The sequence below is a fragment of the Limobrevibacterium gyesilva genome, assembly GCF_025989185.1.
Classification (GTDB): domain Bacteria; phylum Pseudomonadota; class Alphaproteobacteria; order Acetobacterales; family Acetobacteraceae; genus Limobrevibacterium; species Limobrevibacterium gyesilva.
This window is the reverse complement of the sequence record NZ_JAPDNT010000006.1, coordinates 161,141-186,356: the sequence shown is the minus strand read 5'-3', so window position 1 is coordinate 186,356 and position 25,216 is coordinate 161,141. Positions and strand designations below refer to the sequence as shown.

26 protein-coding genes are annotated in these 25,216 nt (G+C 70.0%); 22 read left to right on the top strand and 4 right to left on the bottom strand.

Translation table 11 applies throughout. From position 1 onward, the window contains the following. Positions 1 to 21: 21 nt before the first annotated feature. The 7 genes from OL599_RS11080 (at position 22) to speE (ending at position 6,928) form a co-directional block, all read left to right on the top strand. Positions 22 to 486 carry a DUF6468 domain-containing protein gene (locus tag OL599_RS11080; protein ID WP_264713803.1) on the top strand — a complete coding sequence of 155 codons (465 nt, stop codon included), beginning with the start codon at positions 22 to 24 and terminating at the stop codon, positions 484 to 486. Positions 487 to 541: 55 nt separating this feature from the next. Further along, positions 542 to 1,258 (top strand): MotE family protein, encoded by a 717-nt coding sequence (locus OL599_RS11075; protein WP_264713802.1) that lies wholly within the window; start codon positions 542 to 544, stop codon positions 1,256 to 1,258. Positions 1,259 to 1,313: 55 nt separating this feature from the next. After that, a complete protein-coding gene (locus OL599_RS11070) occupies positions 1,314 to 1,700 on the top strand; it encodes a chemotaxis response regulator CheY (RefSeq protein WP_264713801.1) in 387 nt (128 codons plus the stop codon). Beyond that, positions 1,693 to 2,331 carry a protein phosphatase CheZ gene (locus OL599_RS11065; protein WP_264713800.1) on the top strand — a complete coding sequence of 213 codons (639 nt, stop codon included), beginning with the start codon at positions 1,693 to 1,695 and terminating at the stop codon, positions 2,329 to 2,331. Before OL599_RS11070 ends, OL599_RS11065 begins: the two co-directional genes overlap by 8 nt. Before the next feature lie 35 nt (positions 2,332 to 2,366). Then, entirely contained in the window at positions 2,367 to 5,282 is a 2,916-nt protein-coding gene (locus tag OL599_RS11060) for a hypothetical protein (protein WP_264713799.1), read from the top strand. Between the two features lie 191 nt (positions 5,283 to 5,473). Beyond that, positions 5,474 to 5,971 (top strand): adenosylmethionine decarboxylase, encoded by a 498-nt coding sequence (speD, locus tag OL599_RS11055; RefSeq protein ID WP_264713798.1) that lies wholly within the window; start codon positions 5,474 to 5,476, stop codon positions 5,969 to 5,971. A 90-nt stretch (positions 5,972 to 6,061) separates the two neighbouring features. Continuing rightward, entirely contained in the window at positions 6,062 to 6,928 is an 867-nt protein-coding gene (gene speE / locus OL599_RS11050) for a polyamine aminopropyltransferase (RefSeq protein WP_264713797.1), read from the top strand. Positions 6,929 to 7,571: 643 nt separating this feature from the next. Here the strand turns inward: speE and OL599_RS11045 are convergent. The 4 genes from OL599_RS11045 to OL599_RS11030 are packed head-to-tail and all read right to left on the bottom strand — an operon-like array spanning position 7,572 to position 9,503. After that, entirely contained in the window at positions 7,572 to 8,096 is a 525-nt protein-coding gene (locus OL599_RS11045) for a 2'-5' RNA ligase family protein (protein WP_264713796.1), read from the bottom strand. A 17-nt stretch (positions 8,097 to 8,113) separates the two neighbouring features. After that, on the bottom strand, positions 8,114 to 8,860 hold the full coding sequence (gene fliP, locus OL599_RS11040; protein ID WP_264713795.1) for a flagellar type III secretion system pore protein FliP: 747 nt from the start codon (positions 8,858 to 8,860) through the stop codon (positions 8,114 to 8,116). After that, positions 8,857 to 9,150 carry a flagellar biosynthetic protein FliO gene (locus OL599_RS11035; protein WP_264713794.1) on the bottom strand — a complete coding sequence of 98 codons (294 nt, stop codon included), beginning with the start codon at positions 9,148 to 9,150 and terminating at the stop codon, positions 8,857 to 8,859. Before OL599_RS11035 ends, fliP begins: the two co-directional genes overlap by 4 nt. Positions 9,151 to 9,197: 47 nt before the next feature. Then, positions 9,198 to 9,503, bottom strand: a complete 306-nt coding sequence (locus OL599_RS11030) for a hypothetical protein (protein ID WP_264713793.1) — start codon at positions 9,501 to 9,503, stop codon at positions 9,198 to 9,200. Between the two features lie 94 nt (positions 9,504 to 9,597). Between OL599_RS11030 and OL599_RS11025 the strand changes: the two genes are divergently transcribed. The 15 genes from OL599_RS11025 to fabI all read left to right on the top strand — a co-directional run bounded on the left by OL599_RS11025 (position 9,598) and on the right by fabI (position 25,211). Continuing rightward, on the top strand, positions 9,598 to 9,999 hold the full coding sequence (locus tag OL599_RS11025) for a flagellar basal body rod protein FlgB (RefSeq protein WP_264713792.1): 402 nt from the start codon (positions 9,598 to 9,600) through the stop codon (positions 9,997 to 9,999). Between the two features lie 32 nt (positions 10,000 to 10,031). Continuing rightward, the gene (gene flgC / locus OL599_RS11020; protein ID WP_264713791.1) at positions 10,032 to 10,439 is read left to right on the top strand and encodes a flagellar basal body rod protein FlgC; all 408 of its coding nucleotides are present in this window, start codon (positions 10,032 to 10,034) and stop codon (positions 10,437 to 10,439) included. A gap of 14 nt (positions 10,440 to 10,453) precedes the next feature. Continuing rightward, a complete protein-coding gene (gene fliE, locus OL599_RS11015) occupies positions 10,454 to 10,762 on the top strand; it encodes a flagellar hook-basal body complex protein FliE (RefSeq protein WP_264713790.1) in 309 nt (102 codons plus the stop codon). Between the two features lie 35 nt (positions 10,763 to 10,797). Further along, positions 10,798 to 11,070, top strand: a complete 273-nt coding sequence (gene fliQ, locus OL599_RS11010; RefSeq protein WP_264713789.1) for a flagellar biosynthesis protein FliQ — start codon at positions 10,798 to 10,800, stop codon at positions 11,068 to 11,070. 13 nt (positions 11,071 to 11,083) lie between these two features. Further along, positions 11,084 to 11,863, top strand: coding sequence for a flagellar biosynthetic protein FliR (locus OL599_RS11005; RefSeq protein WP_264713788.1), 780 nt, complete (start codon positions 11,084 to 11,086; stop codon positions 11,861 to 11,863). 3 nt (positions 11,864 to 11,866) lie between these two features. Next, positions 11,867 to 12,955 (top strand): EscU/YscU/HrcU family type III secretion system export apparatus switch protein, encoded by a 1,089-nt coding sequence (locus tag OL599_RS11000; protein ID WP_264713787.1) that lies wholly within the window; start codon positions 11,867 to 11,869, stop codon positions 12,953 to 12,955. Further along, positions 12,952 to 14,649, top strand: a complete 1,698-nt coding sequence (locus tag OL599_RS10995) for an ATP-binding protein (RefSeq protein WP_264713786.1) — start codon at positions 12,952 to 12,954, stop codon at positions 14,647 to 14,649. The genes OL599_RS11000 and OL599_RS10995 overlap by 4 nt, the downstream gene beginning before the upstream one ends. A gap of 83 nt (positions 14,650 to 14,732) precedes the next feature. Next, positions 14,733 to 15,548, top strand: coding sequence for an SDR family NAD(P)-dependent oxidoreductase (locus OL599_RS10990; RefSeq protein ID WP_264713785.1), 816 nt, complete (start codon positions 14,733 to 14,735; stop codon positions 15,546 to 15,548). A 200-nt stretch (positions 15,549 to 15,748) separates the two neighbouring features. Beyond that, complete coding sequence (recA, locus tag OL599_RS10985; protein ID WP_264713784.1) at positions 15,749 to 16,783, top strand: recombinase RecA; 1,035 nt, start codon at positions 15,749 to 15,751, stop codon at positions 16,781 to 16,783. 7 nt (positions 16,784 to 16,790) lie between these two features. Further along, positions 16,791 to 17,231, top strand: coding sequence for a cytidine deaminase (locus OL599_RS10980; protein ID WP_264713783.1), 441 nt, complete (start codon positions 16,791 to 16,793; stop codon positions 17,229 to 17,231). A 160-nt stretch (positions 17,232 to 17,391) separates the two neighbouring features. Beyond that, complete coding sequence (locus OL599_RS10975) at positions 17,392 to 18,312, top strand: lysozyme inhibitor LprI family protein (protein ID WP_264713782.1); 921 nt, start codon at positions 17,392 to 17,394, stop codon at positions 18,310 to 18,312. A gap of 167 nt (positions 18,313 to 18,479) precedes the next feature. Next, entirely contained in the window at positions 18,480 to 19,301 is an 822-nt protein-coding gene (locus OL599_RS10970; RefSeq protein WP_264713781.1) for an MBL fold metallo-hydrolase, read from the top strand. Positions 19,302 to 19,419: 118 nt separating this feature from the next. Further along, positions 19,420 to 22,056, top strand: a complete 2,637-nt coding sequence (gene alaS / locus OL599_RS10965) for an alanine--tRNA ligase (protein ID WP_264713780.1) — start codon at positions 19,420 to 19,422, stop codon at positions 22,054 to 22,056. A 108-nt stretch (positions 22,057 to 22,164) separates the two neighbouring features. Further along, the gene (locus tag OL599_RS10960) at positions 22,165 to 24,414 is read left to right on the top strand and encodes a DUF3141 domain-containing protein (protein ID WP_264713779.1); all 2,250 of its coding nucleotides are present in this window, start codon (positions 22,165 to 22,167) and stop codon (positions 24,412 to 24,414) included. Continuing rightward, positions 24,411 to 25,211: an enoyl-ACP reductase FabI gene (gene fabI / locus OL599_RS10955; RefSeq protein WP_264713778.1), complete on the top strand. Its 801-nt coding sequence runs from the start codon at positions 24,411 to 24,413 to the stop codon at positions 25,209 to 25,211. Before OL599_RS10960 ends, fabI begins: the two co-directional genes overlap by 4 nt. The last annotated feature ends 5 nt before the right edge of the window (positions 25,212 to 25,216 follow it).

The window sequence follows — 25,216 nt, the reverse complement described above, 5'->3', positions numbered from 1 at the left end:
ACCGGCAGCAGGATGGGTGGAATGGAATGGCTGCTCGAAATAGCGCTCGTCGTGCTGCTGGCCGCGACGCTGTTCCATGCGCTCCGTCTGGAACGGGCGCTGGGCGTGCTGAAGCGCGACCGCGCCGCGTTGCAGGACCTGGTGAACGGCTTCAACTCCAGCACCCAGGCGGCGGAGCAGGGGATTGCCCGGCTGCGTGCGGCGGCGGACGGCGCCGGCCGGCACATCGCGCGCCAGACCGAGACGGCGCAGGGCCTGAAGGACGATCTGCAATTCCTCGCCGAGCGCGGCGAGCGGCTGGCCGACCGGCTGGAGCAGCTGGTGCGCGCCGGCCGCAGCCTGGTGCAGGCGCCGGAGCCGGCCGGCTACGAGGCTGCCGAGCCGGAGGCCGATCCCGCGCCGGCGACGCCGGCGGGCGCCGAGCTGCCGCGGGCGCGCAGCCAGGCCGAGCGCGACCTGCTGAAGGCATTGCGGATGGCGCGATGACGATGCCTCGTCCCGCCGGCGCCGGGTGCGGCCCGACCGGCCCCCGCGTGGCGCCATGAGCCTGCAGCTACCTTTGCCGCGGCTGCTGCCGACGACTATCGTCGCGATGGCCGCGTTGCTGGCGGTGAAATCGGTGGCGTTGGTGCGTGCCGCCGTTCCGGGGGCACCGCCGCCGGCGGCGGCGGGCGTTGTCCCCGCTGCCCAGGCCGCGACCCCGCCTGCCGCGACCCCCGCGCCGGTCGCCAGGCCCGGCCCGGCAGCGAGATCGGCCGCTGTGAAGCCGCCCGAAGTCCCGCGGGCGCCACCCGCCGACCCACCGGTCAGCGAGAGCGAGCGCGCGTTGCTGCTCGACCTGCGCAACCGTCGCAACGAGCTCGATGCGCGCGAGGCGGCACTGGCCTCGCGCGAGGCGGTTCTGTCATCGGCGGAGAAGCGCCTCGCCGCGCGGGTGAACGAGCTGACCGCGCTGCAGGGCAAGCTGGAAGCCTTGGAGAAGGCACGGCGCGACCGCGACGAAGCCAACTGGGGTGGCCTGGTGAAGCTGTACGAAACCATGAAGCCGCGCGACGCGGCCACGATCTTCAACGACCTGGACACGCAGGTGCTGCTGCAGGTGCTGGACCGGATGAAGGAGGCGAAGGCGGCGCCGGTGCTGGCGGCGATGCAGCCCGAGCGCGCCCGCCAGGTCACCGCGCAGCTCGCGCAGATGCGCGGCAAGGCGAATGCGGCGCCCGGCGCGGCGGCCCCGGCGGCGACAAAAAGCGGCGGCTGAACGGATGGATGCAATGACCGGAGCGCGGCCGTGCCGCCTCGCGAAAGGAGATGTGATGGCAATCGACAAATCCATGAACGTGCTGATCGTGGACGACTACAAGACCATGCTGCGGATCATCCGCAACCTGCTGAAGCAGATCGAGTTTCACAACGTCGAGGAAGCCACCGACGGCGCCGAGGCGCTGGCCAAGCTGCGCGGCGGCAATTTCGGCCTGGTGATCAGTGACTGGAACATGCAGCCGATGACCGGCCTGCAGCTGCTGCAGGAGGTGCGTGCGGACGGCAAGCTGAAGGCGACGCCGTTCATCATGATCACCGCCGAGAGCAAGGCGGAGAACGTGGTGGCGGCCAAGCAGGCGGGGGTGTCCAACTACATCGTCAAGCCGTTCAACGCCGAGACCCTGCGCGACAAGATCGAGAAGGTGCTGGGCCATGCGTGACGCCGATCTCGGCCGCCGGCTGGAAGAGCTGCGCGCGCGCTATCCCGCCGCCCAGCCGGATGTCATGGTCGAGGTGGTGCGCGCGGTGCTGTCCACCATGCATGGCGACCTGTCCGCGCCGCAAGCCAGCCTGTTGTCCGAAGTCGAGGAGCTGGGCCGCACCATCGCCACAGCGAAGGCCGAGATCGCGGCCCTCAAGGTGGACGACATCACCGCGAGCCACATCCCCTCGGCCACCGACGAGCTGGACGCCATCGTGGCGCACACCGCGGCGGCCACCGACAGCATCCTGGAAGTCTGCGAGACGCTCGACAGGGTCGGGGAGGCGCTGGCGAAGGATGCGGGCGCGCCCGTCGGTGCCGCCGCCGCCGCCCAGCTGCAGGACGCGACAACGCGCATCTACGAGGCCTGCAGCTTCCAGGACATCACCGGCCAGCGCATCACCAAGGTGGTGGCCACGCTGCAGGCGATCGAGGCCAAGGTGGCCTGCATGCTCGCCACCTTCGGCGAGCGGGGTGCCGGAATCGAGCGCCCGGCGCCGGCCGAGGAGATGCTGCTGAACGGCCCCCAGCTTCCGGCCAATGCGATGGACCAGACTGATATCGACAAGCTGCTGGCGAGCTTCGACTGATGCGGGCCCGGCCGGCGCCATACGCACGAATCGGCTTGCGCGCCGCTGCCGCGGTGCTGGCGCTTGCCGTGCTCGCCGGGCCGGCTTGTGGCCCGGCCGCCGCCGCCGATACGCCATCGGTGATCCTGCGCACCGGCGACCATTCCGGCTTCGGCCGCGTGGTCTTCGACCTGCCGCGCGGGACCACTGCCGAGCCGGTGCAGGACGGCGACAGGCTGGTGGTGCGCTTCACGCCACCGGTGCCGGTTTCCGCGGCCGGTCGGGCGCCGCGCAACGTACAGGCCATGACCGGCGCCTCCGGACAGGCCGAGCTGATCCTTGCGCCTGGCGCGCAGATCCGCCGCATGCGCCTGGACGGCCGGCTGGTGGTCGATTTCCTGGACCCGACATCCGCTCCGCGACCCCCCGCAGCCGCGGCAAAGCCGCCCGCGCCGCCGCGCCGGACCCATACCGTTGCCCGGACGCCCGTCCAGAGTTCGGCGAAACTCCGCGTGCCCATCCCGATGGACCGCCACACCGACGAGCCCGCCGCGCCGCCACCGGTCGCGACGGCATCCGAACCGGCCGGCACGGCCCCGGTCGCCACGGTGCAGCAAACCGCGTTGCCGGAGTCCGGCGCTGCCCCCGGGGCGCCATCCGGGCCGGTGCAACTCGCCGCCACTCCGACACCGCTTCCGGCCGGCGTGGCCGGACATGCGGCGTCGCTGCCCTTCGACACGGGCGTCGGCGCCGCCGCGTTCCGGCGCGGCGACGCGGCCCTTGTGGTGTTCGACCAGCGCCGTCCGATCGATATGGCCGCCCTTCGCGGCGATCCTGCCTTCGCGGCGGCCACGATCCAGCTGCTGCCGGCCGCCACCGTGCTGCGGCTGCCGCTCACCCCGCAGGAAGGCCTGTCGCTGACCCGCAGCGCTGCCGGCTGGACCATCGCGACCGTTCCCGTAGCCGCGGCAGACGGCGGCGCCAGGCCGATCCGCCCGGACCTCGCCGACGGCGTTCTGCGCCTGGTTGCGGAGGCGCCGGGCCAGGTCGTTTCGGTTTCCGATCCTGACACCGGCGGCGCGCTGCTGGTGGGCACGCAGCGCCAGCCCGGCCAGTCCGTTCCGGTCGCGCGCCGCACGCCGGAATTCGCCCTGCTGCGCACCTGGCAGGGCGTGGCTGTCGAGCCGGTGTCCGACGCGCTGTCGGTGCGCGTCACCGCTCAGGGCTTCACGATCGAGGCCGGCGCCGGCCGGGCGCTGGCGCTCGCGGCGCCGGCGCCGGACGCGGTGGCATCCGCCGACGCGCAACATTTCAGCCGCCGCTTCGCCTTTCCCGCCCAGCCGACAGAGATGCTGCTGCGCCGCCTGCAGGCTGCCGTGACGGCCGCCGCGGCCGCGCCGGCCCAGGCGCGTGCCGGCAAGCGCGTCGCCGTGGCGCAGGCCATGCTCGCCTTGGGCATGGGCGCCGAGGCGCAGGCCACCTTGACCATGGCCGCCACCGACGACGCCCGTATCGCCGACAACCCCGACACGCTGGGCCTGTCCGCCATTGCCGCGCTGATGGCTGGCCGCGCCGGCGAGGCCGGCGGCATCACCGATCCGCGCCTGGACGGCACCGATGAGGTGGCGCTGTGGCGGGCGGTGCGGACCGCCATGACCCGCGAGGGCGCAGCGGACGCGGCGGCGGTGTTCGCGGCCAACCTGCCGCTGCTTCTGTCCTACCCCGCCGCCATGCGCAACCGGCTGCTGCCGCTCGCCGCCGAAACCATCGCGCTGGGCGGCGAGCCCGCAATGCTGTGGCCGTTGCTGGCGCAGCGCCGGGACGACACCAGCCTGGATCTCGCCCGCGCCTTCCTGCTGGAGGCCGAGGCGCAGGCGCCGGGCGGCGACCCGAAGCCGGCGCTGGACGCCTATGACCGTGTCGCCGGCGGACCCGACCGGCTGGCGCGGGCCCGGGCGGCGGTGCGCGCCGTCGAACTGCGGCTCGCCACCGGCGCGCTGACCTCCGCCCAGGCGGCGGATGCGCTGGACAAGCTGCTATTCTCCTGGCGCGGCGACGACCGCGAGCTTGCGTTGCGCCAGCGTATCGCCGAATTGCGCGCACGGGATGGCGGCTTTCGCCCGGCGCTCGCGTTGCTGCGCGAGAGCGAGCAGATCTGGCCCGAGCAGCGTCCGGCCCTGCACGCCCGCCTTGCCGCGATCTTCGCCGATGCGCTCGCAGCCGATGCGAAGACGCCGCCGCCGCCGCTCGACCTGGTCGCCCTGGTGGAGGAGAACGCCGACCTCATTGCCGACGGCGAGGCCGGGCAGGCCCTGGCGGCGCGGCTGGCCGACCGTCTCACCGCGCTCGACTTGCCCAAGCGTGCCGTGCCCGTGCTCGAGAAGCTGGTCACCCAGGCGCCCGCCGGGGCCGTGCGCGCCGCGTTCGGCGGCCGGCTGGCCAAGGCGCGGCTGGAAGAGGGTGATCCCGCGGGCGCCCTGGCGGCGCTGACCAGGTCGGCTGCCCCGGATCTGCCGGCGCCGCTGCAAGAGAGCCGCACGCTCACCTTCGCCCGCGCGGCCGCCGTGTCCGGCGATCTGCCCAGCGCCACCGCAGCCTTGGCCGCCCTCGGCACCACGCCGGCCGCCGCACTTCGCGCCGATCTGCTGGAAGCAGCGAAAGACTGGCCTGCCGCCCTGGCAGCCCTGCGCGAGCTCGCCGCCCGAACCGTGCCGCCCGAGGGTCCGTTGAACGAGGCGCAGGCCCGCACACTGCTGCGCCTGGCCGCCGCCGCTGCCCAGACCGGCGACGAGGCGACGCTCGCGCGCTTGCGCGAGCACGACACGGCACGGCTGCCGGACGACAAGCTGGCGGAGATGTTCCGCCTGCTGACCGCCGGGCCGGTGCAGGGCGTGGCCGACCTGCCGCGCGCCGCGCAGGAGACGAAGCTGGCTCGGGCCCTGCCGGCCGCACTCAAGACCTTGACTCCCTGAACGAATCCGTTTGGCCCGCCCTGGGCGCGCCCCTGCGGGACCGGCATGCAAAAAACATAGGGCACAGGGGCGGTTTCTGCTTGCATCCCCCCCCCCTTTTGATCATTTTCCGCCGCCTTGGCCCCAGGGGGCGCACGCACGAGGCGTGACGCCCAACAGGCCGTCTGCTGGTTGGAAAGGGAGGATGCGTGATGAACGCACTCACGCCACTGGGGATGGTCTCGGATTTCCCGAGCGAGAACCAGACGAACGAAATCCGCCTCGCGGGGCCTGCGGCTGCGTCCAGTCAGGCGCTGCACGTGAGCGAAGACGAGCGCACCGACTATTTCGTCGAGCGCGACGGCATGAAATTCGCCGGCACGCATCTGCTGGTCGATCTGTGGGGGGCGAAGAATCTCGACGACCCCGCGCATATCGACGCGGCGCTGCGCGAGGCGGCGATCGTTGCCGGCGCGACGATCCTGCACAGCCATTTCCACCACTTCACGCCGAATGGCGGCGTGTCCGGCGTGGTCGTGCTGGCGGAGAGCCACATCTCCATCCACACTTGGCCGGAGCGCGATTTCGCCGCCGTGGACATCTTCATGTGCGGCTCCTGCGATCCGCGCAGGTCGATCCCCGTGCTCGAGCAGGCCTTTGGTCCCGACCGCGTGGACCTGAACGAGCAGCTGCGCGGCCGCGTCTACTAGCCAAATCGTCCCTGGTGTCGCGGGCGGGCCGGGTGCGCAACACCCGGCCCGATCCGTTTTCGTGCCGGAATCGCCCAAAGGAGTGCGACCATGACCACCGATTCGTGGATCAACGAGACGCTGTATCCCGACTGGGGCCAGCGCTTCCTGGTGAAACGCGAGCTCGCCCGCGTGCAGAGCGACTTCCAGGACATCGTCATCTTCGAGAGCTTCTCGCATGGCCGCGTGATGCTGCTCGACGGCGTGGTGCAGATCACCGAGGCCGACGAGTTCGTCTACCAGGAGATGCTGACGCATGTGCCGCTGCTGGCGCATGGCGAGTGCCGCAACGTGCTGATCATCGGCGCCGGTGACGGCGGAGTGCTGCGCCGCGTGCTGCAGCATCGCGGCGTGCAGCGCGCGGTGATGGTCGAGATCGACGGCGAGGTGATCCGCCTTGCCAAGGCGCATCTGCCGAGCATCGCCGGCGATGCCTGGACCGATCCCCGGGCCGTGGTGATCGTGGGCGACGGCATCGACTACGTGAAGCGCGCCGCCGATGCGTCGTTCGACGCCATCATCGTCGACAGCACCGATCCGATCGGCGTGGGCGAGGTGCTGTTCACCGACGACTTCTATGCCAACTGCGCGCGCATCCTGTCGCCGGGCGGGCTGATCGTGAATCAGTGCGGCGTGCCCGCCATGCAGGCCGACGAGCTGCGCGAAACCAGCGTGCGCCGGGCGAGGTTTTTTCCCCATGTCGGCGCCTATGTCGCGGCCGTGCCGACCTATGTCGGCGGCTTCATGACTCTCGGCTTCGCCGCGAAGCAGCCGGGGCTGGACCGTGTGTCGGCCGAGACGATCCGCGTGCGTGCCGAGGCGGCAGGGATTCTCGGGTCCACGCAGTACTGGACGCCGGAAATCCACGCTGGGGCATTCCACCTGCCGCCGTATATCGCGAAGCATTTGCCGAAATAAGGGCTGGAAGAGAAGGCCAGGGGCTTTGCCCCTGGACCCCAGCAAAGGCAGAGCCTTTGCAATCCTTGACTCTCTTGGCTGCGGCAGCAGCCTTCAATTGAGATCAAATATCATCCGAAGGCTGCTCATGCAGCCAAGACAGTAACGGTTTCCAAAGGCCATTGGCCCAGCCGCTTGCGGCACGCCAGTGCATGCCTGTCGCAGTCTTGGCGGGTGTAGGGCAGAGCCTTGCTCTTCCGGCCCCGCGAAGATGGTCTTGCGATCCGGTATCGGTCAGCGAGGTCCGCGGAAGTGGCTAGCTGCCCTCCTGTGGAGCGCCGCGGAACACGAGAAGAAGGTGATGCATGAGCTTCGTTCCTTGGCCCCGAGCCACCTCGGTTAGCTCTGTTCCAGCCCATGACGGCGTCATGAGATGGTCGTGACCGCCGCGCCGTCGCAGAACGTCTAGCAAGTGCTGCAAGACGCGCGCGCCCTCCTCGTCGACGTAGATTTCCACCCGGTCCTGGCCCTGATTCAGCTCAACGGTCAGCATTCTTCACCTCAAATCACATCGGGAACTTCCGTTTATCCAACGCCCGTCATTGCCGCGAGGACGGTTGACGTCGACGTGTGGTGGTTCGCTGTAACTATTGCTTGGGAAGTATCATATTAGATTCTGCGACCAAAGGATCTCGACGGGCCGGAAATGCACGAGGTCCACGCGGTCGAGCCGGCCGGAGAACGGGTGCCAGAGTTCGGCCAGCGTGGCCAGGGCGGCGCCCGTGCCGGTGCTGCCGGCAAGCTCTTCCGCGAGCGTCACATGCGGCACCCAGGCCCCGGTGCGGTAGTGCGCATGTGCTTTCGGCAGCGCGGCCGCCAGCGCAGCATGCCGTTGCAGCAGCTCGGCGGTCACGACCGGGGCGACGTAGAGTACCCCCGTGCGGCCAGGGAACACCCCAAGTCCGGCGAAGCTGATGGGCATCGCCTGCCACCCGCGCACTGCACCTTCCAGCGCGCGGCGTAGCGAGGCGGCATCGCAGCCGTCGGGAAGGATCGACATGGTGAGATGCGGCGCATAGCCGAGTCGCTTCCTGTCATCGGCGTGTCCGCCGGCGGCGAGGGCATCTTCCAGGCGCAGAACGTTTTCAGCGGACCCGGCATCGAGGCGCAGCGTGACGGCATAGGGCATGGGCGGACCGTAGCCGTCTATCCCGCGTCGGAAAAGCTCTGCACCAGGCTGCCGGAGACCAGCCGCCAGCCATCCACCAGAACGAAGAAGATCAGCTTGAACGGCAGCGACACCACGTTGGGCGGCAGCATCATCATGCCCAGGCTCATCAGCACGCTGGCCACCACCATGTCGATCACCAGGAAGGGCAAATAGAGCAGGAAGCCCATCTCGAAAGCGCGGCGCAACTCGCCGACCAGAAAGCCCGGGATCAGCGCTCGCCACGGCGTCGCGTCCAGCGACGGCGGATCGGGCAGGTGCGCGAGGTCGAGGAACAGGCGCAGATCGTCCGCCCGCAGATTGGCCGCCATGAACCGGCGGAACGGTTCGATGGCCAGGCGCAGGCCGTCCAGCTCCGTGACATGGCCTTCGGTCATCGGCAGCAGGCCCGTGGTCCAGGCCTGCTCCAGCACCGGCTGCATGACGAAGAAGGTCAGGAACAGCGCCAGCCCGATCAGCACCACGTTGGGCGGCGCGCCCTGGGTGCCCAGCGCGCTGCGCAGCAGCGACAGCACGATGACGATGCGCGTGAACGCCGTCACCATCACCAGCAGGCTGGGAGCGAGCGACAACACGGTGATGAGCGCGGTCAACTGCACGAGCCGCGCCGTGGCGCCGGCCGACCCCGCCTCGCCGAGATCGATGTTCACCGCCTGGGCGTGTGCCAGCGCGGGTGTGAGCAGCAGGGCCGACAGCAGGCTCAGGGACAGGAAGCGCCGGGTCACGGCGCCGGCCCCGTCGTGGCGGCGTCCGGCGGCGGCGGATCCAGCCAGCCCACCACCACATCCTGGTTGCCCCCGGTCAGCAGCAGCACGTGGCGCTGGTCGCAGCGCACCAGATGCAGCCGCCGGCGCGGGTCCAGCGCCAGCGCCTGCACCAGCGCCATGCGCCCGCCGGCGCCGGCGCCGAGCCGTGGCGCCAGCCCGCCGATCCGCGCGGCACGCCCGGCCAGCACGACGAGCCCCAGCACGACGGCGAGGGCGGGAACGGCGAGAAGGATCGAGTTCGTGGGCATGACGCGGCCTTTTGCCGGCGTTGCGGGAAAGCTGGGGCCAGGCCGCGTCAGGGCGGCTTGAGCGCCACGGACAGGTCGTCGAGATCGGTGCGCAGGGCGATCAGTCTGGCGCGGAAGCTGCGTCCCTGTTCCGGCGGCAGGTCGAGCGCGCGGGCGCAGAGCAGGCCGATCATGCCGTTCAGGCCATCGAGATCGACGCGGCGGCGCGCCTCGACCAGCGCGCGCGCCATGCGCAGCGTGGCGGCGATGCTGTCGGCGAGTTGCCGTGCCGCGACCAGTTGCCCGGTGGTATCGACGGGAATGAACACCTGCGCGAGGTCGTCACTGTCCTGCATGGCCGTGGTTTGTCGCACGCATCTCGTTGACGAAGCCTTTCCGGCACGCATGCGATGCCATGCGCGACATGCCGTGCGGTTAACGTCTTGTTCGCCAGCTTGCGGCAGTCTGATGCGGCTGGAAGAGGCGACCGACATGGATCTCACGCGCATCGCGCTGTTCGACCTGGCCGACAAGCGGCTCGCCTGGGTAGACAAGCGGCAGGAGCTGCTGGCGCAGAACGTCGCCAATGCGAACACACCCGGCTGGCGGTCGCGCGACCTCACGCCGTTCGCGGCCCAGCTGACCCAGGCGGAAGCAGCACCGGTGCAGACCAACCCGATGCATCTGCCGGGCGCCGCCGGCAGCAGCCCGAATGCGCGGCCGGTTCCCGGCCAGCGCGCGCCGGACGGCAACGCGGTGTCGCTGGACGTCGAGCTCACCAGGATCGCCGACACCGAGACGACGCAGGCGCTCGTGGGCGATCTCTACAAGAAATATCTCGGATTTTTCCGCACCGCTCTGGGCCGCTGAGCTGCAACGGGCCAGACCCGCAGGAGGCTGACATGGATATGGAGAAGGCGCTGACCATTTCGGCGCGCGGCATGCAGGCGCAGACCACGCGGCTGCGCATCATCGCCGAGAACCTGGCCAACCAGGACAGCACCGGCAGCTCGCCGGGGGCGCCGGCCTATCGTCGCAAGACAGTGACGTTCGGCAACGAGATGGACCGCTCGCTGGGAGTCGAGGTGGTGAAAGTCCGCGAGATCGGCGAGGACAAGAGCGATCTGCCGCTGCGCTACGATCCCGGCCATCCCGCCGCCGACGCGAACGGCTATGTGCGCACCCCGAACGTGAACAGCTTCGTCGAGGTGATGGACATGCGCGAGGCGCAGCGGTCGTACAACGCCAATGTCTCGGTGATGCAGATCACGCGCGGCATGTTGTCGCGCACGATCGAGATGCTGAAATAGGCGGCACGGCCCCGATGGCGCTTCCCACCATCACGGTCTCGCCGTCGGCGGCCGTCCAGGCCTATCGCCGCGTCGATTCCGGTGCCTTTTCCGCAACCGGCTCCGGCGCCGATTTCGGCGGCACGCTGCAGCGCGCGGTCGAAGGCGCTGTGGACGCGAACCGCGAGGCGGAAGCGAAGACGATGCAGGCGATCGCCGGCAACGGCAGCATCACCGACGTGGTCACGGCGGTTGCGAAGGCGGAGCTGGCATTGCAGACCACCGTCGCCGTCCGCGACCGCGTGGTGCAGGCCTATCAGGACATCATGAAGATGCCGATCTGAGATCGGCATCCTCCCGGCAAAAGGGCGGGACGGACATGCAGGACGGCGATGTCGGCGCGCTGCTGCGCGAATCCATGATGGTGGTGCTGAAGCTCGGCGGTCCGCCGCTCGCGACCGCATTGGCCGTCGGGCTGGTGATGTCGCTGGTGCAGGCGGTGACGCAGATCAACGAGCAGACGCTGGCCTTCGTGCCGAAGGTGCTGGCGATCTGCGGCGCCCTGCTGGTGATGGGGCCGTTCATGCTCATCACCCTGACCGACTTCGCCCATGTGGTGTTCGATCGGATGGTGGTCGTCGGCGGCCAATGAGCATGCGCGGCTGATGTCCGCCGATGATGCGGCCTTCCTCGCGCAGTTGCCGGCCTGGGCGTTTGCCACCGGCCTGCTGATCGCGCGCGTCGGCGGCGCCTGCATGCTGCTGCCCGGCATCGGCGAGCTGGAGCTGCCCGCCACCGTCCGCGCCGGCTTCACGCTGGCGCTGGTGGCGGTGCTGCTGCCGGTGGTGGCACCGCAGATTCCACCGGTTCCCGGCGACGCCCTTCGCGCGGCCGGCATGGTCGCGGCCGAGCTGGCCACCGGGCTGTGGCTGGGCTGGCTGACCCGGCTGCTGCTGGTGGCGCTGCCGATGGCGGGGCAGATCGCCGCCGGCATGGCCGGGCTTACCAACGTGCTGCAGCCGGATCCCGCGCTGGGTCCGCAGACGGCGGCGATGGCGCGGCTGCTGGCGCTGGCCGCGCCGGCGGCGGTGCTGGCAAGCGGGCTGCATGTGCTGCCGCTGTCCGCGCTCGCCGGCAGCTATACCCTCGTCCCGCCCGGCGCCTTGCTGCCCGCGGCCGATTCCGCCGAGGTCGCAGTGGGCGCGGTGGGCGAATCCTTCGCTCTGTCACTGCGCCTGGCCGCGCCGTTCGTGCTGGCTGGCACGGTCTGGCAGGTGGCGCTGGGTCTGCTGGCGCGGCTGGTGCCGCAGCTGCAGGTTTATTTCGCTGCCATGCCCGGCCAGATCCTTGGCGGCATCCTGCTGCTGGGGGTACTCGGTGGCGCCATGCTGGCGGCCTGGCAGGCCGACCTGCAATCCGCCTTTGCGGCGCTGCCCGGTCTGTAGCCGATGGCCGATCAGGAAGACCGCACCGAGGCGGCATCCGCGCGCCGGCTGCAGCGTGCCCGCGAGGAGGGCAACGTGCCGATATCGCGCGAGCTGTCGGCGCTGGCGGTGATGGGCTCGGCGGCCCTGGTTCTCGCCATGGCGGCACCGGCGATGGCGCAGGCGTTGGCGCGGCGCATGGCCGTGTTCCTGGAGCAGGCGCACCGGCTGGACCCGGTCGCGGCCATGCACGAGGCGGCGCTGGCGACGATCGCCGCCGCGGCGCCGTTCGTGCTCGCCGCTTTGGTCGCCGGGGCGGCCGCGATCCTGCTGCAGACCGGCTTCCTGCTGAACCTCTCCGCATTGATGCCGAAACTGGACCGGCTCGATCCGCGCCGCGGGCTGAAGCGCGTGTTCGGGCTCACGGTGCTGACGGAGGCCGGCAAGTCCGTGCTCAAGGTCGGCGTGGTGGCGTGGGCCGGCTGGCAGGCGCTGCCCGCGCTGATGCCGCAGCTGCGGCAGGCGCTGGCCTGGGATGCCGGCGGCCTCACCGACGGGCTGACGCGGCAGGTGATGCGCATCCTGTTCTCGATGCTCGCCGCCCAGGCGGTCATCGCGACGCTGGACGTGGTGCGGGCGCGGTTGCAGCATGCCCGCAGTCTGCGGATGAGTCGTGAGGATCTTCGTGACGAACACAAGGAGACCGAAGGCGACCCACGCATCAAGGGCCGCATTCGGCAGATCCGGGTGCAGCGTGCCCGCAAGCGCATGATGGCTGCCGTTCCGACAGCCACCGTGGTGCTGACGAACCCGACGCATTACGCCGTGGCGTTGGCGTACGACCGCGCGGGCGGCGGCGCCCCGAAAGTGGTGGCGAAGGGCGTGGACGACGTGGCGGCCCGAATCCGCGAGGTGGCGCAGCGAAGCCGCGTTCCCCTGGTTGCCAACCCGCCGCTGGCGCGCGCGCTCTACCGCGTCGCGCTCGATGCGGAGATTCCTGCTGAGCATTACAAGGCCGTTGCCGAAATCGTCGCCTATGTGTGGCGCCTGAGCGGCCGGGTGCGCGCGGCGCGCGCGGCGGAATCGCGGCTGCGGGCGGGGGCGCGCGAATGACCGCGCTGGCACGCCTGCTTGCGCGGCTGCATCGCCGCAAGGGCGCATCCAGCCTGATCGAGCGTCTGGCCGGCCCCCGGGATGGCGCGCCCGATCACCGCCCCGACGACATCGTCGAATTGCTGTTCGAGGACGCGCCATTCGGGGCGCTGGTGGTCAACCGGCACGGCCGGATCGTGCGGGCGAACCAGGCGTTGCATCAGATGGTGGGCGCCGGAGTCGATTTGGCGCGGGGCGCGCCGGCCGATCTCGTGTTCGCCGCCGACCGCCGCGAATCGGCGTGGGACGAGGTTTCGCCGGTCCTGGCCGGGCGTCTGACCGCTGCTCGCGTTTTTGTGACCAGGCTGGAAGGGGCCGTCAGCGGGGCCGATGCGCGCGACCCCTGGGAGCCGATGGTCAGCGTCTCCGCGACCGCGTTGCGCGAGGCCGACGGCGAGATCAGCGGCGCACTACTGCGCATCGCCGACATCACCTTGCAGAAGCAGCTGGAGGCGCAACTCGCCCACAGCCAGAAGCTGCAGGCGGTGGGGCAGCTTGCCGGCGGCATCGCGCACGACTTCAACAACCTGCTGACCGCGGTGCTGGGCGCCGCCGAATCGATCAGCCTGCGCCCCGACCTCGATCCGGAGACGCAGGAGGACGCGACGCATATCCAGGCCAGCGCCGCGCGGGGCGCCGCCCTGGTGCGCCAGTTGCTGGCGTTCGGCCGGCAGCAGACCCTGCAGCCGCGCGTGCTGGCGGTGAACGATCTGATCACCGACCTGTCCGGCCTGCTGCGCCGGCTGCTCGGCGGCAATGTGCGGCTGGAACTCGATCTGGAGAGCCCCGGCCGCACCGTGCGCGCCGATCCCACGCAGCTCGACCAGGTGCTGGTCAACCTGGCGGTGAATGCGCGCGACGCCATGCCGGATGGCGGCGTGCTGACCCTGCGCAGCGGCCACATGACGCTGTACCGCCCGCTGGCCCGCGGGCCGGAAACGATCCCGCCGGGCCGCTACGTGATGATCGAGGTACGCGACACCGGCACCGGCATTCCGTCCGACGTGCTGCCACGGATCTTCGACCCGTTCTTCACCACCAAGCGTGACCGCGGCGGCAGCGGCCTCGGCCTATCCACCGTGCACGGCATCATCCGCCAGTCCGACGGCTTCCTGGCGGTGGAGAGCGAGCCGGGACAGGGCACGCGCGTGCGCGTCTACCTGCCGCGCTGGGACGGGCAGGAGGCGGTGGCCATCCCGCGCGTGCCGAAGGAAACCGCGGCGACCACGGGCGAGGCGCAGGCGACGCGCACGCAGGCGATCCGCCGCGTGCTGCTGGTCGAGGACGAAGAGCCGGTGCGCCGCTTGGCCGAGCGCACACTCGCGCGCCATGGCTGGCACGTTCTGTCGGCCGAAAGCGGCGAGGCGGCGCTGGCGCTGCTGGAGGGCGAACCCGGCAGCGTCATGGCGATCGTCACCGACATGGTGATGCCCGGCATGGACGGCGCCACGCTGGTCCGCAGCGTACGGACGCGGCTGGGCCAGAAGCGTCTGCCGGCGATCCTGGTTTCCGGCTATGCCGAGGAGACGTTGCGGCGCGATCTCGATTCCACCGCGACGGCGTTCCTGCCGAAGCCATATTCCCTGAAGGAGCTTGCGGCGAAGCTGGAGGACGTGACCGCCGCCGTGGCCGCGGAGGCATCGGCCGGAAGCTGAGTCCTGTCGCGCGCCGGTTTGACACCCCGGGTGCCGCGATGTTGAGGTGGCCGCAAGGCGGATCAACCGCCAAGGGGGCGTCCATGGCGGATGCAGGCACGCGTCTTGAAGGCAAGATCGCGATTATCATCGGCGCTGGGCAGGGGCCCGGCGAGGGGATGGGCAACGGCCGCGCCACGGCCCTGCGCTTCGCGCGCGAAGGCGCGAAAGTGCTCGCCGTCGATCGGGTGCTGCCGTCCGCCGAGGAGACCGCCGTCAGGGTCGCGGAACAGGGCGGCATCTGCGTTCCCTTCGCGGCCGATGCGACGCAGGAGGCCACGCTCGCCGCCGCCATTGCCGAAGCGCGGAGCCGCTGGGGCCGGATCGATGTCCTGCACTACAATGTCGGCGTCAGCATCGCCGGCGGCGACGCTTCGCCGACCGAGATCACCGAAGCGGCTTTCGACCGCATCTGCGCGATTAACCTGCGCGGCTGCGTGATGGCGATCAAGCATGTGCTGCCGGTCATGCGCGCGCAGCGGTCCGGGTCGATCATCACCATCTCGTCGGCGGCCGCGAAGCACAACTATCCGACCGTCGCCTACAAGGCGACGAAGGCGGCGATGATCGCCTATACCCAGCAGGTGGCGATCCAGAACGCGCCATACGGCGTGCGCGCCAACGTCATCCTGCCCGGGCTGATGGACACGCCGATGGCGGTGGATACGCGGGCGCGCGCCAGCAACCGCAGCCGCGCCGAGGTGGCCGCCGAGCGCAACGCGAGGGTGCCGCTGCGCGGGCGCATGGGCACGGCGTGGGACGTCGCCAATGCGGCGCTGTTCCTGGCCTCCGACGAGGCGGATTTCATCACCGGCGTGGCCTTGCCGGTGGATGGCGGGGCGCTGGTCAACGTCGTGTAGGGAGGTGGTTCCGCGCGGCGTCCTTTCCTGCTTTGTTCTTTACAACTGTGGATTCGTGAACATAGAAGGAACAATTCCTTAACCGCTCGCCCGGCCGGACCTTCGGCCCGATTGCCGGGCCGTTGCGGGATGTGACAGACTCGACGTAATCGGCGCATGCTTCATGCCTCCACGCGTACCCCCCGGGAGATCGGATACTGATGGATAAGAACAAAGCCCTCGACGCCGCCATGGCTCAGATCGAGCGGGCTTTCGGCAAGGGCTCGATCATGCGCATGGGCGCGCGCTCGGGCGACGAGCAGATCGAGGTGATTCCCTCGGGCTCGCTGGGCCTCGATCTGGCGCTGGGCATCGGCGGCCTGCCGCGCGGGCGCATCGTCGAGATCTACGGGCCGGAAAGCTCGGGCAAGACCACGCTCGCGCTGCACGCCATCGCCGAGGCGCAGAAGCGCGGCGGCACTTGCGCCTTCATCGACGCCGAGCACGCGCTCGACCCGATCTATGCGCGCAAGCTCGGCGTGGACGTGGACAACCTGCTGATCAGCCAGCCCGACGCCGGCGAGCAGGCGCTGGAGATCGCCGATACGCTGGTGCGCTCGGGGGCGGTGGACATCCTGGTCGTGGACAGCGTCGCCGCCCTGGTGCCCCGCGCCGAGCTGGAAGGCGAGATGGGCGACAGCCATGTCGGCCTGCACGCGCGGCTGATGAGCCAGGCACTGCGCAAGATCACCGGCAGCGTCTCACGCAGCCACACCATGCTGATCTTCCTCAATCAGATCCGCCTGAAGATCGGCGTCATGTTCGGCAATCCGGAGACGACGACGGGCGGCAACGCGTTGAAGTTCTACGCGTCCATCCGCCTGGACATCCGCCGCATCGGCCAGATCAAGGACCGTGAGGCGGCTGTCGGCAACCAGACCCGCGTGAAGGTGGTGAAGAACAAGCTGGCCCCGCCGTTCCGGCAAGTGGAGTTCGACATCATGTACGGCGAAGGCATCAGCAAGGTGGGCGAGCTGATCGACCTCGGCGTGAAGGCCAATGTGGTGGAGAAGGCGGGCGCCTGGTTCAGCTATGACAGCACCCGCATCGGCCAGGGGCGGGAGAACGCCAAGCAGTTCCTACGGGATCACAAGGACATGGCGGAAGCCATTGAAAAGAAAGTGCGGGAACATGCCGGCGTGGTGACCAACATGATGGACGCGCCGGACACGGACGACGCCGAGGCGGCTGAATAGGGCGCCCTTGGACGCGCGCATCAGCCCCGACGCGGGGCTTCCGCTGGACGACGCCGATCGCGCCCTGGTCGAGGCGGCGCGGTCGGTCATGCAGCATCATTACCGCCCGTTCTGGCACACTGTGGCCGCGGCGTTGCGCGGTCGCGACGGGCGGATCTGGACTGGCGTGCATCTGGGCGCAACCGTCGGGCGCCTGTCGGTCTGTGCCGAGGCGGTGGCGCTGGGGCGCGCCGTGCTGGAGGGCGACGGCACCATCACGACGGCCGTGGCGGTGCGCCACCCCAAGCCGGAGGAGGACGATCGGAACATGGCGGTCGTCCCGCCCTGCGGCGCCTGCCGCGAGATGATGACGGATTACGCCCCGGACGCCCTGGTCATCGTGCCCGGCCCCACCGGCCTGGTGAAACTGCCGGTGCGCATTCTGCTGCCATTGCCGTATCGTCGCTGAACGGGTTCCGCCGCCCCTGCTGATCCTGGCGCCCATCGCAAGACACGGCAAACGCCGGGGCCAGGGCACTCGCAATTTGATTTGCCCGGCAAATCTATGAGATTGGCGAAGCCGATCCGCCCCATGTTGCTCTTGGCCGCCGCTTCGGCCGGAGGTGCCGATGCTGGGTGTGCTGGCGATCGTTATGTTTCAGATGGTTGCCGGGCATTCCTTCGCCGCCGGGTTCGATTGCACGCGGGCCGTGACGCCCATGGAGAAGCGAATCTGCGCCAGCCTTGCGCTGTCCGACGCCGACAGTGACCTGGCGGCTGCCTATGCCGCGGCGATGGCGGTGGCGGTCAATGCGCAGTCCCTGCGCCGCGAGCAGGCGCGCTGGCTGGCGCAGGAGCTGGGCAGGGCGGATACGGACGCGTTCCTGCTGCAGGCGATCCAGGCGCGCAGCGCGTCGTTGCGCGCCATGGCGGCCCGGATCCGCGCCATTCGCACGCCCATCCTGCGCGCTGACGCCGACAGCATGTGCGTGCGGCTCGACGATGACCTGCCGGGGGTCTGCAAGGTGCAGGACTCCGGCAGCGTGGCGGGTGCGCCAGGGCCTGCGCTGGTCTATCAGCTGCAGGTCTACGACGATGCCGGGCGGCGCAGCGGTGCGGCCGTGGTGGTGTTGGCGGCGACCGGGACGGACCAGGTGGTGCCGGTGGTCTGGGCCCAGGGCGGCAGCACCCAGTTCGGCGCACCGGGCATCGTGACCAATCCGGCGGGGCCGTTCCTGCTGCTGCCCGGGCACTCGCTGGGGACCGGCGACTACTCCGCGGAGGCCCTGTATGCGTGGCGCGACGGAACCTGGCGTGAAGTGGATATCGAGAGCTGGGTGGAGGCGTTGGGCCAACGGCTGCCGAAAGGCCTCGGGGCGTGGAAGGGCATCTACCCGGACTGGTTGAGCATGACCGCGCGGACCGATCTGTGGCAGGACCAGGACGCCAATTGCTGCCCCACCGGCGGCAGCGCCGAGATCGCGTTGCGGCTGAACGGCCTGCGCGTGGCGATCGCCGGGCTGCGTGTGACCAGGGAGATGCCGCACTGACCCGTACGCCCTATCACCGCGGCCCGCCCTCGGGCCATTTCGACGGCACCCGGTTCTTCATCCCCGGCCATGACACGGACAAGCGGGCCGGCGATCTGCTGCGCTGGCGTTTCCGCGGCGAGCGGGCGCGGTGGCCAGCCTCGTTTCCCAGCCCGTTCGCCGGCGCCATGCCGCCGCCGCGGGTCGCCGGGCTGCGGATCACCCTGGTGGGGCATGCCAGCTTCCTGGTGCAGGTGGCCGGGCTGAACATCCTGATCGATCCCGTCTGGTCCGCCCGTGCCAGTCCGCTGCGCTTCGCCGGGCCAAGGCGCGTGAACCCGCCCGGCATCGCGCTCGCCGACCTGCCGCCGGTGCAGGCGGTGCTGGTCACCCACAACCACTACGACCATCTGGACCTGCCGACGCTGCACCGGCTGTGGGCACGGTTCCGGCCGCGCATCGTGGCGCCGCTTGGCAACGACGCGATCATCCGCCGCCGCCGGCCGGAGATCGGCGTGGACGTGCTGGACTGGGGCGAGGCCGTGCGACTGGCGCCCGGCGTGACCGCGACCCTGGAGCCGGCGCTGCACTGGTCCGCGCGTGGGCTGCGCGACCGGCGGATGGCGCTGTGGGGCGCCTTCGTGCTGACCACGCCGGCCGGCGTCATCTATCATGTCGGCGATACCGCCTATGGCGACGGCGCGCTGTTCCGCGCCATCCGGGACCGGCATGGCGCCCCACGCGTGGCGGTGCTGCCGGTGGGCGCCTACGAGCCCCGCTGGTTCATGGGCGCCCAGCACATGAACCCTGCCGAAGCCGTGCGCGCCTTCCGCGACTGCGGTGCGGCGCAGGCGCTGGGGCACCACTGGGGCACGTTCCAGCTCACCGACGAGGCCATCGACCAGCCCCCGGCGGCATTGGCGGCGGCGCTGGAAGCGGCCGGGATCGACCCGGCACGGTTTCGCGCATTGCGGCCAGGCGAGGCCTGGGTGGACAGCGGCGCAGGCTGAAGGACGGAAGATCCGCTCCATATGGAAGGCCCGGCGGGCGCGTGGCGCGTGACAGTGCGGTGTGCGTGCGCTACGTCACCGGGTCTTTCGTTCCCCTTGCAGGAAATGCCGCCGCGCCATGGCCAGCAGTAACGACATCCGCGCCACCTTCCTGGACTACTTCGACCGCCACGGCCATGAAGTGGTGGAGAGCAGCCCGCTGGTGCCGCGCAACGACCCCACGCTGATGTTCGCCAACAGCGGCATGGTGCAGTTCAAGAACGTGTTCACCGGCCAGGAAAAGCGGGCCTACACGCGCGCCACCACGGCGCAGAAATGCGTGCGCGCCGGCGGCAAGCACAACGACCTCGACAATGTCGGCTACACCGCGCGGCATCACACTTTCTTCGAGATGCTCGGCAACTTCTCCTTCGGCGACTACTTCAAGGACATGGCGATCCACCACGCCTGGACGCTGCTGACCCGGGATTTCGCCCTGCCGAAGGACAAGCTGCTTGTCACCGTCTACAGCGAGGACGACGAGGCGGCGGCGCTGTGGAAGAAGGTCGCGGGCCTGCCGGATGAGCGGATCATCCGCATCGGCACCTCCGACAATTTCTGGCGCATGGGCGACACCGGGCCGTGCGGCCCGTGCTCGGAAATCTTCTACGACCACGGGTCCTCCATTCCCGGCGGCCCGCCCGGCAGCCCCGACGAGGACGGCGACCGCTTCATCGAGATCTGGAACCTCGTGTTCATGCAGTACGAGGAAGGGCCGCCGGGCACCCGCGTGAACCTGCCGCGCCCGTCGATCGACACCGGCATGGGGCTGGAGCGGTTCGCCGCCATCCTGCAGGGCAAGCACGACAACTACGACACCGACACGCTGCGCGCGCTGATCCTGGCCAGCGCCGACGCGACCGGGCAGGATCCGGACGGGCCGCATCGCGTCAGCCACCGCGTGGTCGCCGACCATCTGCGCAGCACGACATTCCTGATCGCCGATGGCGTGCTGCCCAGTAATGAGGGCCGCGGCTATGTGCTGCGCCGGATCATGCGCCGGGCCATGCGCCATGCGCACATGATGGGCGCGCGCGACCCCGTGATGTTCAAGCTGGTGCCGGCACTGATCCGCCAGATGGGCGCGACCTACCCCGAGATTGTCCGTGCCGAGCCGCTGGTGACCGAGACGCTGCGGCTGGAGGAGACGCGCTTCAAGGCCATGCTGGACCGCGGCCTGGGCCTGCTGACCGAGGAGACGGCGCGGCTGGGCGAGGGCCAGCCGCTCCCCGGCGCGGTGGCGTTCAAGCTGTACGACACCTTTGGCTTCCCCCTGGACCTGACGCAGGACGCATTGCGCGAGCAGGGCCGCGGCGTCGACGTCGCCGGCTTCGAGGCGGCCATGGCGGAGCAGCGCAGCCGGGCGCGCGCGGCCTGGGCCGGCACCGGCGAGGCGGCCACGGAGACGGTGTGGTTCGAGATCAAGGAGAAGATCGGCGCCAGCGAGTTCCTCGGCTACTCCACCGAGACCGCCGCGGCCGAGATCGCGGCGCTGGTCGTGGACGGGCATCCGGTGCCGAAGGCCGAGGCCGGGACCGACGTTGCGGTGGTGCTGAACCAGACCCCGTTCTATGCCGAGAGCGGCGGCCAGGTGGGCGACACCGGCGTGATCACCGGCGCCGGCCTGCGCATCGCCGTCACCGACACGCAGAAGAAGCTGGGCGAGCTGTTCGTGCATCTCGGCCGCGTCGTCGAGGGCGTGGCCGAGGTCGGTACGCCGGTGATGGCTGAGGTCGACCATGCGCGCCGCGCCGCGATCCGCGCGCATCACAGCGCCACCCATTTGTTGCACGAGGCGCTGCGCCGGCGGCTGGGCGAGCACGTGACGCAGAAGGGCAGCCTGAACGCGCCCGACCGGCTGCGCTTCGACGTCTCGCAGCCGACGCCGATCGGGCGCGAGGATCTGGCCTGGGTCGAGCACGAGGTGAATGCCAGGATCCGCGAGAACACCGAAGTGACGACGCGGCTGATGACGCCCGAAGCCGCGGTTGCCGAGGGCGCGATGGCGCTGTTCGGCGAGAAATACGGCGAGGAAGTGCGCGTCGTCGCGATGGGCAAGGGCGAGGGCAACCGGACCGCCTTCTCCGTGGAGCTGTGCGGCGGCACGCATGTGCGACGCACCGGCGATATCGGCCTGTTCAAGATCGTCGGCGAGGGCGCCGTGAGCGCCGGCGTGCGCCGCATCGAAGCGGTGACGGCCGACGCCGCGCTGGCGGTGGTCGGTGAGACCGAGCGGCGGCTGAACGAGGCGGCCGCGGTGCTGAAGGCGAACCCGGCCGAACTGCCGGAGCGCGTGGCCGCCCTGACCGAGGAGCGCCGCAAGCTGGAACGCCAGGTGGCGGAGCTGCAGAAGAAGCTTGCGACCGGCGGCGCGGCGGCGGAGGTCGAGCAGGTCGGCGACGTGCGGTTCGCGCCCCGCAACCTCGGCGAGGTGCCGCCGCGCGAGCTGAAAGGCATCGCCGAGGCCATCGGCAAGCAGATCGAGAGTGGCGTGGTGGCACTGGTGTCCACTGCCGAGGGCAAGGCAAGCATCGTGGTGGGCGTCACCGCCGATCTCACCAGCCGCTACTCGGCAGTGGAGCTGGTGCGGACGGCGAGTGCAGCGGTCGGCGGCAAGGGTGGCGGCGGGCGGGCGGACATGGCGCAGGCCGGCGGGCCTCATGCCGAGAAGGCGGATGCCGCGCTGGCGGCGATACGGGCCGCGTTGGCCGCCTGATCAGCCCGGGGCGTGCGTGGCGCGTTCGCGCCAATGTCACGCGCCTGACGCTTGAATGCTGCATCTGCGAAGGCGCATGATCACGCCCCCACGGGATCGGAGGGGGCCATGAACGGTGCAGTGGAACGTCCCAGCGAGGGGCCGCGGCTGATCGGCCAATGGCCCATGCCCTGCGGCGACGCGGCCGACCTGGCCTCGTGCTGGAGCGGGCTCGACGTGTTGGGCCGGGCGCAGGACTACGTCGTCGATACAGCGCAACGGACGATCCTGTTCCTCGATATCCTGCGCCGGCGAGGCAATGCGCATCTGGAGGCGGCCGCCCGCACGGCGCCGAACGTGCTGAGCTTCGAGTTCGAGATACTGGTGGACGGCCGTACGCTGCCGCGCCCGGTGAATTACGGCCTGGTGCGCATCGTGCCGCCGCCTGGCGTGAACGTGGACCCGACCCGCCGGCCTTTCATCGTCTTCGATCCGCGGGCCGGCCACGGGCCGGGCATAGGTGGCATGAAGCATGACAGCGAGATCGGCGTGGCGCTGCAGGCCGGGCATCCCTGCTATTTCGTGGGCTTCCTGACGGAGCCGGTGGCCGGCCAGACGATCGAGGATGTGTGCCGGGCCGAGGCGCATTTCGTTCAGACAGTGGTGGATCGGCATCCGCGGGCGGATGGCAAGCCGGTGCTGATCGGAAATTGCCAGGCCGGCTGGCAGGTCATGATGATGGCCTCCATCGTGCCCGATCTGGTGGGGCCGCTGCTGCTCGCCGGCGCGCCGCTGTCATACTGGGCCGGTGTGCGCGGCCGCAATCCGCTGCGCTATCTCGGCGGCATGCTGGGCGGCACGTGGCTGACGGCGCTGTCCGGCGACCTCGGCGCCGGGATCTTCGACGGCGCCAACCTGGTCGCCAACTTCGAGAACATGAACCCGGCCAACACCTACTGGAAGAAGGCCTACAACGTCTTCTCGAAGGTCGACACCGAGGCCGGCCGGTTCCTGGGCTTCGAGCAATGGTGGGGCAGCCCGGTGCTGCTGAACGCCGGCGAGATGCAGTGGATCGCCGACAACCTGTTCGTCGGCAACCGGCTGAGCTCGGGCGAGATCACCACCTCGGACGGGATGCGCGTCGACCTGCGCAACATCAGATCGCCGATCATCGTGTTCTGCTCCTGGGGCGACGACATCACGCCGCCACAGCAGGCGCTGGACTGGGTGCTGGACCTGTACGACACCGACGATGAAATCATCTCGGGCGGGCAGACCATCGTCTACACGCTGCACCAGAGTATCGGCCATCTCGGCATCTTCGTCTCCGGCAAGGTGGCGACGAAGGAGCATAGCGAGCTGATCGGCTGCATGGACATGATCGACCTGATGCCACCCGGGCTCTACGAGGCGGTAATCACCGAGGTCGACCCCGACATCGCCAATCCCGAGCTGATCATGGGCCGCTACCTGTTCCGCCTGGAGCGGCGCAAGCTGGATGATATCCGCGCCCTGGGCACGAACAGCGCCGAGGACGACCTGCGGTTTGCCACGGTGGCCAGGCTGTCGGACGTCAACCTGGGCCTGTACCGGACGCTCCTGGCGCCGGCTGTGCGCGCGATGGTGACGCCGGAGACCGCGCAGATGATGCGCAACCTGCATCCGCACCGGATGCGCTTCGAGGCGTTTTCCGACCGCAATCCGCTCGGGCAGGCAGTGGCGGGCATGGCCGAAGCGGTGCGCGCGGATCGTCGCCCGGCGCCCGATGATAATCCGTTCCGCCAGCTGGAGGGCGCGGTCTCCACATGGATCGAGACCGCGCTGCAGACCTATGGCGTGATGCGCGACACGTGGGAGGAGGTGCTGTTCCACTCCACCTACGGCAACCCGTTCATGCAGGCGGCCATGGGTCTGATGGCCAATGGCACGGGCCGGCGCCGCGAGGGCCGCGACGCGATCCGCGAGGCGATAGCGGCCCGGAGGGAGGCGGAGCTGGACGCGCACCTGGCCGAAGGCGGGGAGCTGGAGGCGCTGGTGCGCGCACTGATCTACATCAACTTTCCCAACGCCAAAGTGGACGAGCGTAGCTTCGTCGTGCTGAGCCAGATACGGGCAAAGGCGCCCGCGGCGGCCCGTCTTCCATTCGACCGGATCAAGGAAGTGGCGCGCGAGCAGTTCCTGATCGTGCGCCGCGATGAGGAGCGCGCGATCGCCGCCCTGCCGAACCTCCTGCCTGACGACAAGGCGAAGCGGCGGCAACTGTTGAACGCGATCCGCCTGGTGGTGGAGGCGTCCGGCAAGCCTTCACCGGAGACCGCACGCCGTCTCGCGCGGATCGAGGCCATGATCGGAGCGCCGGCGCCGGAAGCTGTGAAGTGACGGCGAGCGAGGCTGCGCCGCCGCTCCAACGGACCCCCGTGCTGGCGGGCCGCAAGGCCCTGGTCGTCGGCGTCGCCAACGACCACTCCATCGCCTATGGCTGCGCGAGCGCCTTCCGGGTGGCGGGCGCGGAGCTGGCATTGACCTACCTGAACGAGAAGGCCCGCCCGTTCGTGGAACCGCTGGCCCAGGGGCTGGAGGCGCCGCTCTTCCTGCCGCTCGATGTCTCCGTGCCCGGCCAGATGGAGGCCGTGTTCGACGCGATCCGCGATCGCTGGGGCACGCTGGACGTTCTGGTCCATTCAATTGCCTTCGCGCCGAAGCAGGACCTGCAGGGTGGTCTGCTGCATTGCTCGGCCGAGGGGTTCGCCAAGGCGATGGACATTTCCTGCCATTCCTTCGTGCGCATGGCCCGGCTGGCGGCGCCGCTGATGACCGGGGGCGGGGCGATGTTCGCCATGAGCTATTACGGCGCCAACAAGGTGGTGCCGAACTACAACGTGATGGGCCCGGTGAAGGCGGCGCTGGAAGCGTCGTGCCGCTATTTGGCCTACGAGCTCGGCCCTGTCGGCATCCGCGTGCACGCGATCTCGCCGGGGCCGCTGAAGACGCGGGCGGCGTCAGGGCTGAAGGATTTCGACCTGCTGCTCAACGAGGCCGCCGAGCGGGCGCCGGTGGGCGAGCTGGTGGACGTCATGGATGTCGGCTGGCACTGCGCCTTCCTGGCCAGCGATTTCGCCCGCCGGGTGACGGGCGACACCGTGTATATCGACGGCGGCATCCACATCCGGGCCTGATGACG

Bases quoted from the DNA above. Each gene is read 5' to 3' on its own strand.
- OL599_RS10975 (WP_264713782.1), top strand. From the start codon at position 17,392: ATGCTGGGTGTGCTGGCGATCGTTATGTTTCAGATGGTTGCCGGGCAT.
- speD (WP_264713798.1), top strand. From the start codon at position 5,474: ATGAACGCACTCACGCCACTGGGGATGGTCTCGGATTTCCCGAGCGAG.
- OL599_RS11080 (WP_264713803.1), top strand. From the start codon at position 22: ATGGAATGGCTGCTCGAAATAGCGCTCGTCGTGCTGCTGGCCGCGACG.
- alaS (WP_264713780.1), top strand. From the start codon at position 19,420: ATGGCCAGCAGTAACGACATCCGCGCCACCTTCCTGGACTACTTCGAC.
- speE (WP_264713797.1), top strand. From the start codon at position 6,062: ATGACCACCGATTCGTGGATCAACGAGACGCTGTATCCCGACTGGGGC.
- flgC (WP_264713791.1), top strand. From the start codon at position 10,032: ATGGATATGGAGAAGGCGCTGACCATTTCGGCGCGCGGCATGCAGGCG.
- OL599_RS11025 (WP_264713792.1), top strand. From the start codon at position 9,598: ATGCGGCTGGAAGAGGCGACCGACATGGATCTCACGCGCATCGCGCTG.
- OL599_RS11070 (WP_264713801.1), top strand. From the start codon at position 1,314: ATGGCAATCGACAAATCCATGAACGTGCTGATCGTGGACGACTACAAG.
- fliE (WP_264713790.1), top strand. From the start codon at position 10,454: ATGGCGCTTCCCACCATCACGGTCTCGCCGTCGGCGGCCGTCCAGGCC.
- fliQ (WP_264713789.1), top strand. From the start codon at position 10,798: ATGCAGGACGGCGATGTCGGCGCGCTGCTGCGCGAATCCATGATGGTG.
- OL599_RS10990 (WP_264713785.1), top strand. From the start codon at position 14,733: ATGGCGGATGCAGGCACGCGTCTTGAAGGCAAGATCGCGATTATCATC.
- OL599_RS10995 (WP_264713786.1), top strand. From the start codon at position 12,952: ATGACCGCGCTGGCACGCCTGCTTGCGCGGCTGCATCGCCGCAAGGGC.
- OL599_RS11000 (WP_264713787.1), top strand. From the start codon at position 11,867: ATGGCCGATCAGGAAGACCGCACCGAGGCGGCATCCGCGCGCCGGCTG.
- OL599_RS10970 (WP_264713781.1), top strand. From the start codon at position 18,480: ATGCCGCCGCCGCGGGTCGCCGGGCTGCGGATCACCCTGGTGGGGCAT.
- OL599_RS11075 (WP_264713802.1), top strand. From the start codon at position 542: ATGAGCCTGCAGCTACCTTTGCCGCGGCTGCTGCCGACGACTATCGTC.
- OL599_RS11065 (WP_264713800.1), top strand. From the start codon at position 1,693: ATGCGTGACGCCGATCTCGGCCGCCGGCTGGAAGAGCTGCGCGCGCGC.
- OL599_RS11045 (WP_264713796.1), bottom strand. From the start codon at position 8,096: ATGCCCTATGCCGTCACGCTGCGCCTCGATGCCGGGTCCGCTGAAAAC.
- OL599_RS11035 (WP_264713794.1), bottom strand. From the start codon at position 9,150: ATGCCCACGAACTCGATCCTTCTCGCCGTTCCCGCCCTCGCCGTCGTG.
- OL599_RS11005 (WP_264713788.1), top strand. From the start codon at position 11,084: ATGTCCGCCGATGATGCGGCCTTCCTCGCGCAGTTGCCGGCCTGGGCG.
- OL599_RS10960 (WP_264713779.1), top strand. From the start codon at position 22,165: ATGAACGGTGCAGTGGAACGTCCCAGCGAGGGGCCGCGGCTGATCGGC.
- recA (WP_264713784.1), top strand. From the start codon at position 15,749: ATGGATAAGAACAAAGCCCTCGACGCCGCCATGGCTCAGATCGAGCGG.